At 73.1% G+C, this 8,443-nt stretch carries 4 protein-coding genes, 2 pseudogenes and 1 riboswitch; of the genes and pseudogenes, 4 read left to right on the plus strand and 2 right to left on the minus strand.

Annotated elements, in window-relative coordinates:
- A pseudogene (locus FNQ90_RS06395) lies at positions 1-830 on the minus strand (nitrite reductase); the annotation flags it as partial.
- Between the two features lie 116 nt (positions 831-946).
- A riboswitch (cobalamin riboswitch) is annotated at positions 947-1,021 on the plus strand.
- Between the two features lie 52 nt (positions 1,022-1,073).
- On the opposite strand from FNQ90_RS06395, the gene cobN reads away from it, so the two are divergent.
- The 4 genes and pseudogenes from cobN (at position 1,074) to FNQ90_RS06415 (ending at position 7,425) form a co-directional block, all read left to right on the plus strand.
- Entirely contained in the window at positions 1,074-4,796 is a 3,723-nt protein-coding gene (cobN, locus tag FNQ90_RS06400) for a cobaltochelatase subunit CobN (RefSeq protein ID WP_182605375.1), read from the plus strand.
- 508 nt (positions 4,797-5,304) lie between these two features.
- Positions 5,305-6,156, plus strand: coding sequence for a methyltransferase domain-containing protein (locus FNQ90_RS06405; protein ID WP_182605376.1), 852 nt, complete (start codon positions 5,305-5,307; stop codon positions 6,154-6,156).
- Positions 6,153-7,070, plus strand: a pseudogene (locus tag FNQ90_RS06410) (IS5 family transposase). Before FNQ90_RS06405 ends, FNQ90_RS06410 begins: the two are co-directional and overlap by 4 nt.
- Before the next feature lie 154 nt (positions 7,071-7,224).
- Positions 7,225-7,425, plus strand: coding sequence for a hypothetical protein (locus FNQ90_RS06415; RefSeq protein ID WP_182605377.1), 201 nt, complete (start codon positions 7,225-7,227; stop codon positions 7,423-7,425).
- A 7-nt stretch (positions 7,426-7,432) separates the two neighbouring features.
- Here the strand turns inward: FNQ90_RS06415 and FNQ90_RS06420 are convergent.
- A partial coding sequence (locus tag FNQ90_RS06420) for a PrsW family glutamic-type intramembrane protease (RefSeq protein WP_182605378.1) occupies positions 7,433-8,443 on the minus strand: 1,011 nt, incomplete at its 5' end.

Below are 8,443 nucleotides of genomic sequence, written 5' to 3' on the forward strand. Positions count from 1 at the left end.
GGGGCGGGGTCGGCGGATATGCCGGCCCCCGCGAGCGCGGCGAGCAGTCGGTCGGTGTCGGGGAGCAGCTCGACGGGCAGGTCGGTGACCCGCCATATCCGGTCCGGGCGCCCGCCGGCGGCCGGTTCCGGGGAGGCCGGGGCGGTGGTCCCGGGGGCTTCGGCGAACCGGTCGCCGGTGGCCAGGAAGAGGAGGGCGGCGGTGACGGCGGCCCTCGCGGCGTCCTTCCGACGCACCGTCACCCGGGCGTCGGGGCCCAGCGCCAGGCGCCACGGGCCGACGGCCGGGGCGGCGCCGTCGGCGGCGCCCGGCTCGACGGGGGGCGTCGGGGCGACGAGCGTCACATCGGCGTCCAGCGTCGCGGCGTCCCCGCGACCGTCGTCCACGGCGAACAGGAACCGGCCCGACAGCCGGGCCGCCGCCGGGTCCGCGCACAGCGCCCGGTCCACCTCACGGGCCACGGCGTGCACGCCGGAGCGGGCGCCCGCCAGGGGCGTGGCGACGATGTTCCGCGCCCGTTCGTGGGTGTCCGAGGGCAGCAGTCCGGCCGCCCGAAGTCGACTCGCCAACACCGCGCCGCAGTTCGTCGGCAGGGCTCTGAGCTGCATGTTCCCGCGCGAGGTGAGGTCGACCCGGCCGTCGCCGAACTCCTCGGCCAGGTCGGCGAGGACCCGCGCGGCGGACGCGTCGAGCAGGCCGCCGGGCAGCCGCACCCGGGCCAGCGCGCCGTCGTCGGCGGCGTGCAACCGCAGCGCGCCGGGACAGGCGTCGTCACGCCGACGGCCGGACGGTTCCTCCCGGTTCGGCACGGTTGTGGGGCGGGTGGACATGCCGGCGAGCATACCCGGGGCCCCAGCGGGGGCGTACTCCCCACGGGGGCCCGCAGCGCATACGATGACCGGCGGCGGTCCGTCCGGATCGCCGACGCCCGCGACGGCGTTTCGGGGAGGAAGCCGGTGAGAGTCCGGCGCGGTCCCGCCACTGTGAATCCGGCCACACCGGCCGGGTGAGTCAGGAACTCCCGCCGTCGCCACCGCCCGGGGCGAGGACCCCGGAGGAAGGCCGGCCGCGGCATGCTCCTGCTCCTGTCCACGTCGGACACCGACCTGCTCAGCGCCCGCGCGGCGGAGGGCCCGGTGCCCTACCGGTTCGCCAACCCCTCCCGGCTCCCCCTCGAGGACCTGGACGCGCTGCTGGAGGGCACCGACCTGGTGGTGGTCCGGCTCCTCGGCGGACTGCGCGCCTGGCAGGAGGGCGTCGACCGGCTCCTCGCCGGCCCCCGCCCCGTCGTCGTCCTCACCGGCGAACAGGCCCCTGACGCCCAGCTGATGGCCGCCTCCACCGTGCCGGTGGGCATCGCCGCCGAGGCGCACGCCTACCTCGCGCACGGCGGGCCCACCAACCTGGAGCACCTGGCCCGCTTCCTCTCCGACACCGTGCTGCTCACCGGCCACGGCTTCGACCCGCCCGCCGCCGCCCCCGCGTGGGGCGAGTTGGAGCGCGCCCCGCGCGCCGACGCCCCCTACCTGCCGGACGACGCCCCGACCATCGCGGTGCTCTACTACCGGGCCCACCAGATGAGCGGCAACACCGCCTTCGTGGAGGCGCTGTGCCGGGCGGTCGAGGACGCCGGCGGCCGGCCGCTGCCGCGCTGGGTCGCCTCGCTGCGCGCCCCCGAGGACGAGCTGATCGCCGAGCTGCGCACCGCCGACGTCGTGGTGACCACCGTCCTCGCCGCCGGCGGCACCACTCCCGCCGACGCCTCCGCGGGCGGGGACGACGAGTCCTGGGACGCGGGCGCGCTCGCCGACCTCGACGTGCCGATCCTCCAGGCGCTGTGCCTGACCGGCTCGCGCGCCGACTGGGAGGCCAACGACGAGGGACTGTCCCCGCTGGACGCCGCCACCCAGGTCGCCGTGCCCGAGTTCGACGGCCGGTTGATCACCGTTCCCTTCTCCTTCAAGGAGGTGGACGCCGAGGGTCTGCCGTCCTACGTGCCCGATCCCGAGCGGGCCGCCCGGGTCGCCGGCATCGCCGTGCGCCACGCCCGCCTGCGGCGCATCCCGGCGCCGGACAAGCGCTTGGCGCTGGTGCTGTCCGCGTACCCGACGAAGCACTCGCGGATCGGCAACGCGGTCGGTCTGGACACCCCGGCCAGCGCGATCGCCCTGTTGCGGCGGCTGCGTGCCGAGGGCTACGACATCGGGCCCGACCCCGACGCCCCGGGGGCCGACGCCGCGACGGGCACCGAGGAGGGGCCGCTGCCGGGCCTGGCCTCCGGTGACGGCGATGACCTGATCCGCGCCCTGATCGACGCCGGCGGCCACGACCGGGAGTGGCTCACCGAGGAGCAGCTGGCCCGCAACCCGGTGCGCGTCCCGGCCGCCGACTACCGTCGCTGGTACGAGGGTCTGCCCGCCGAGCTGCGGGAGTCGGTCGAGGAGCACTGGGGCCCGCCGCCGGGCGAGATGTTCGTCGACCGCAGCCGCGACCCCGGGGGCGAGATCGTGCTCGCCGCCCTGCGCCGGGGCAACCTCATCGTGCTCATCCAGCCCCCGCGCGGCTTCGGCGAGAACCCCATCGCGATCTACCACGACCCGGACCTGCCGCCCTCGCACCACTACCTGGCCGCCTACCGCTGGCTGGCCGCCTCCCGCGCGGAGGGCGGCTTCGGCGCCGACGCGATGATCCACCTCGGCAAGCACGGCAACCTGGAGTGGTTGCCCGGCAAGAACGCCGGGCTGTCCGCCGCCTGCGCCCCCGACGCCGCGCTCGGCGACCTGCCGCTGGTCTACCCGTTCCTGGTCAACGACCCGGGCGAGGGCACCCAGGCCAAGCGCCGGGTGCACGCCACCCTCATCGACCATCTCGTGCCGCCGATGGCCCGCGCCGAGTCCTACGGCGACATCGCCCGCCTGGAGCAACTCCTCGACGAGTACGCGCAGATCTCCGTCATGGACCCGGCCAAGCTGCCGGCCATCCGGGGCCAGATCTGGACGCTGATCCGCGCCGCCCGCCTGGACCACGACCTCGGCCTGGAGGAGCGCCCCGACGACGACGGCTTCGACGACTTCCTGCTGCACGTCGACGGCTGGCTGTGCGAGGTGAAGGACGCCCAGATCCGCGACGGCCTGCACGTGCTGGGCAACGCGCCCACCGGCGAGGAGCGGGTCAACCTGGTGCTGGCGATCCTGCGCGCCCGACAGATCTGGGGCGGCACCACCGCCCTGCCGGGGCTGCGCGAGGCGCTGGGCCTGGACGAGTCCGCGCCCGGGCGGGCGGAGGCCGACCGGGTGGAGGAGCTGGCCCGGGCGCTGGTGCGGGGCATGGAGGACGCCGGGTGGGAGGCGTCGGCGGTGCCCGGCGTCATCGACGCCGTGCTGCCGGACGGGGGTGCCGGCACGGACGCGGATGCCGCCGGGGCGCCGGCGGTGAACCGCGACGCCCTGGTCGGCGTGCTGGAGTTCGCCGTCCGCGAGGTGGTGCCCCGACTGGCGGGCACCGTGGACGAGTTGGAGCACACCGTGCGCGCCCTGGCCGGGCGGTTCGTGCCCGCCGGACCCTCCGGGTCCCCGCTGCGCGGCCTGGTCAACGTGCTGCCCACCGGCCGCAACTTCTACTCCGTGGACCCCAAGGCCGTGCCCAGCCGGCTCGCCTGGGAGACCGGCCGCGCCCTGGCCGACTCCCTGCTGGAGCGCTACCGCTCCCACCACGGGAAGTGGCCCTCCTCGGTCGGCCTGTCGCTGTGGGGCACCAGCGCGATGCGCACCGCCGGCGACGACATCGCCGAGGCACTGGCGCTGCTCGGCGTCCGCCCGGTGTGGGACGACGCCTCACGCCGGGTCACCGGCCTGGAGCCGATCCCGCTTCAGGAGCTGGGCCGCCCGCGCATCGACGTGACGCTGCGCATCAGCGGCTTCTTCCGCGACGCCTTCCCCCACGTGGTCGGGTTGCTGGACGACGCGGTGCGGCTGGTCGCCGGCCTGGACGAGCCCGACGAGGACAACCACGTGCGCGCCCACACCCGCGCCGACCTCGCCGAGCACGGCGACGAGCGCCGCGCCACCGTCCGCATCTTCGGCTCCCGCCCCGGCACCTACGGCGCCGGCCTGCTCCAGCTCATCGACAGCCGGGACTGGCGCACCGACGCCGACCTCGCCGAGGTCTACACGGTGTGGGGCGGCTACGCCTACGGGCGCGGCCTGGACGGCCGCTCGGCCCGCGAGGAGATGGAGACGGCGTACAGGCGGATCGCGGTCGCGGCCAAGAACACCGACACCCGCGAACACGACATCGCCGACTCCGACGACTACTTCCAGTACCACGGCGGCATGGTCGCGACCGTCCGCGCGCTGCGCGGCGGCGAGGCCCCCGAGGCGTACATCGGCGACAGCACCCGCCCGGAGACGGTCCGCACCCGCACCCTGGTCGAGGAGACCTCGCGGGTGTTCCGGGCCCGGGTGGTCAACCCGCGCTGGATCGAGGCGATGCGCCGCCACGGCTACAAGGGCGCCTTCGAGTTGGCCGCGACCGTGGACTACCTCTTCGGCTACGACGCGACGACGGGCGTGGTCGCCGACTGGATGTACGACAAGCTGACGCAGACGTACGTGTTGGACCCGGAGAATCAGAAGTTCCTGCGGGAGAACAACCCGTGGGCCCTGCACGGCATGGCCGAGCGGCTGCTGGAGGCGGAGAGCCGGGGGATGTGGGCCGAGCCCGACCCGGCCGTCCTGGAGGAGCTGCGCCGGGTGTTCCTGGAGACCGAGGGCGAGCTGGAGTCCGACGACGAGTGAGCCCCGACCGATGAGTCGCTGAGTTCGACACGATGGGTGAAGCTCTCGTGCGTCCGGAGAGATGTTTAGCATAGTCGTGTGCCCGCACCATAGCCGTGTTCCCGCATACGCGGGAATGTTCCACGTCTGGCTAAGTGGGCGATTTGAGTTGGGATGTGGGCCCCGCACAGGCGGGGTTGCAAGGCAAGGGGTGGGAGGTGGATGCCTCCCACCCCTTCGCTTGGTTACTGCACCTGCGACCTAGGTCGTGTCTCTCCACTCTCGGGCATGGAGGCATGAAGGGCTTCGCCGTGCTCGTAGACTTATGACGTGGCATTCATGAGCACCCCGCACTGCTGCTTCCTGTGATCGGAAGGCGCTGAGGGCGATGCCGGACGGCGTCGCCCTCCTTGGTGTGCCTGCGGCGTGAACCACGTCCCGATGCTGTCCGTTTCTTCCCGGGGCAGTGACGTTTCGAGCGCGCGTGCAGGCACGGTCTCTTCCCTTCGCCCCTTGCCTGGAGTGCCTCGTGTCCGTGTTGCTTCCCCCTGCCCTTGATCTGTCTCTTGACCTGCTGCGCTGCCCGACGTGCCGTACGCGCCGCCTGCACCCCGACGACGGTGCACTGCGTTGCGCGGTGGGCCATACCTTCGATATTGCCCGCCATGGCTATGCCGGCCTGCTGACGGGCACCCGCGCCACCAGTGGCGACGACGCAGCCATGGCCCGGGCCCGGGACCGGTTCCTGTCCACCGGCTCCTACGCGCCCATCCGCGAAGTCGGGGCCCGTCTGGCGGCCGACGCCGCGCCGGAGCAGGCCACGGTGGTGGACGTGGGGTGTGGCACGGGCTACTACCTGGCCGGCGTACTCGACCAACTGACCGACGCCCGTGGTCTGGGGCTCGACACATCGGTGCGCGCGCTGCGCTCGGCAGCCCGTGCCCACGACCGCGCCGCCGCGGTGGCCTGGGACGTCTTCCGTCCCTTCCCGCTGGCCGACGGGACAGCCGACATCGTGCTGGACGTGTTCGCCCCACGCAACCCGACCGAGTTCCACCGCGTACTGCGCCCGACCGGTCGGCTGATCGTGGTCCGGCCCACCGGGCGGCACCTGGCCGAGCTGCGCGGCCAGGTGCCCGGGATGGTCACGATCGACCCGGCCAAGGAACAGCGCCTGCACCGGGCGCTCAACCCTTTCTTCGAGGCCGCCGTTACTGAACGGGTGGAGTACTCCGCACCCCTGACCAGGCTGGATGCCCTGGACTTGGTAGCGATGACGCCGAGCGCACGCCACGTGAGCCGTGCAGACCTGAACGACGGCGGCCTCCTGCCCGATCAGGTCACCGTCTCCGTGCTGGCCACCGCCTACCGGCCTCGGTGACCACGAGCGGGCGCACGCACCTGCTGACCGACGAGCAATGGGCACGCCTGGCGCCCTGCCTTCCCCACAGCACGGGGAAGGCAGGGCGCCCGTTCGCCGACCACCGTCGCGTCATCGAAGGAATCATCTACCGATACCGCACCGGCATTCCCTGGAGAGATCTGCCCCGCGAAGCATTCGGTCCCCGGCAGACAGTATGGAAGCGCCATCGCAGGTGGGCGGCCGACGGCACCCGGGACACGGTTCCGGCCCAGCTGACCGCCCGGGCGGACTCGGCCAACGGGATCGACTGGACGGTCTCGGTCGACTCGACGATCAACCGCGCCCACCAGCACGCCACGAACACGGCCCGGCCAGAGAAGGACACCGGCGCCGCCACTCGCCGCAGCAAGAGCGAAGCTCCTACCACCACGGGCGAGCCGGCCGGACACGCTATAGGCCGATCCCGCGGCGGCCTGACGACCAAGATTCATCACGCCGTGGACGGCCACGGCCGCCCACTGGCCGTCGTAGTCACCCCCGGCCAGATCCACGACGCGCAGGTCCTCCCTCTCCTGCTGGGCAACATCCGAGTCCCGCGACTTGGCCCTGGCAGGCCGCGCACCGCACCGGACGCGCTGCTCGCAGACAAGGCGTATTCCTCCAAGCAGGTCCGCGAAGACCTCGCGGTCCGTGGCATCCGCACGGTGATTCCCGAGCGTGCCGATCAGCAGGCCAACCGCAAGAGGAAGGGCCGCAGCGGTGGGCGGCCCCGGACTCTGGACACCGAGACCTACAAGCGCAGGAACGTCGTGGAACGATAGTTCAGCCTGCTCAAGCAGTGGCGGGGCCTGGCCACCCGTTACGACAAACTCGCGATCGTCTACCGCTCTGCAGCCGTGCTGGCGGCGGTCATCGCCTGGTTACGGAGTTGAGGGACACGACCTAGCTGGACATGAATCGTCTAGCTGGATAGGCATGCTGCAAGTCAATCGTCTCGCTAACTGGTTTATTTGACGTCCTGTCAGAGACGGAGTAGCGTCGGCGACCGTCGGTGCGGCGAAGGCGCCGTCGCGAGGAGGGGGCAGCATGTCGGCGAACGGTTACCTGGAGACACTGGTCAACGGCGAGGCGATGAGGGGTGTTCTGCACATCGCTGTGGGAAGTTACGGCCTTGTGGTGCTCCTGACGGTCGTGGTGGTACTGAGCGCCACGGAAGAGGAGAGGAGGGAAGCGGCGTTCAGGGTTCTCTCCCTGTTGCTTCCCTGGGGATTTTTGCGACGGCGGTGAGTCGGGGTCAGCGGGTGCGGGGGCCGTGGGCGCAATCGGTCAGGCGCAGGAGGTCGGTGCGCTGCTCGGAGGCCACCCGCTCGCGCTGGATGCCCCGCTCGATCGGCCGCAGGGCGCGTCGGCGGGAGCCGCGGGTCAGCAGGTCCTCCGACAGCCCCGTGCGGCGCGCGCAGGCCCGCAGTCGGGCCCGGTGGCGACCGCGCAGCACCAGGTAGAAGAGGAGTGCCGTGAGGAACACCGTCCCGGCGTGCAGGAGGTTCGCGGCCGGCGGTGCCGGGTCGGCCGGCAAGGGGGCGTCGAAGAAGGCGTGCAGTGCCATGGCGAGGAGCAGGCACAGCACGGCGCCCGGCAGGCGGCGGAGGAGCGGGGTGCCCGTGCGGGCGGCCAACAGGCCGACCCCGGTGCCGGCGACGGCGGTCATCGCCCAGTGCGAGCCGAAGCCGGTGCCCCCGACCCGCACCACCACGGTGTCCACCACGGGAACGAACTGCGCGGTGCCGCCGGCGGTGATCACGGAGTTCACCGCGTGGATCCAGTTCTCGGTCATCTGGAAGCCGAGGCCGACCAGGCCGCCCATGACGAACCCGTCGATCGGCCCGCGCACGTGCCGGGGGCCCGCCAGGGCGACCAGCGCCACCCCTGCGACCTTGAGCAGCTCCTCGTTGAGCGGAGCGGTCAGTGCCGGGCCCCACCGGTCGGTGCCCTCCGGGCCGAGGATCGGGGTCCACACCCCGATCAGGCCGGTGTCGGCGAGGACGGCGCAGCCGGCGGCGGCCGTCGCGCCCCAGGCCGTCGCCGCCAGGGACGGGGCGAGGGCGGGGGCGACGACGGGGGTGATCCGCCGCAGCACGGCGAACCCGAGGAGCAGGGCGGGAGCCAGCAGCAGCGTGGCGGGTTCGGCGGCCCGCGGGAAGACCCGGACCACCGGCAGAAGGGCGTACACGAGGATCGCGAGGCCGACGAGACAGCCGAGAAGCAGGCCCGCGCGGGCGAGCCGGTTGCCGGCCGGGGGCTGGGG

Source organism: Streptomyces alkaliphilus, assembly GCF_014141535.1.
Classification (GTDB): domain Bacteria; phylum Actinomycetota; class Actinomycetes; order Streptomycetales; family Streptomycetaceae; genus Streptomyces; species Streptomyces alkaliphilus.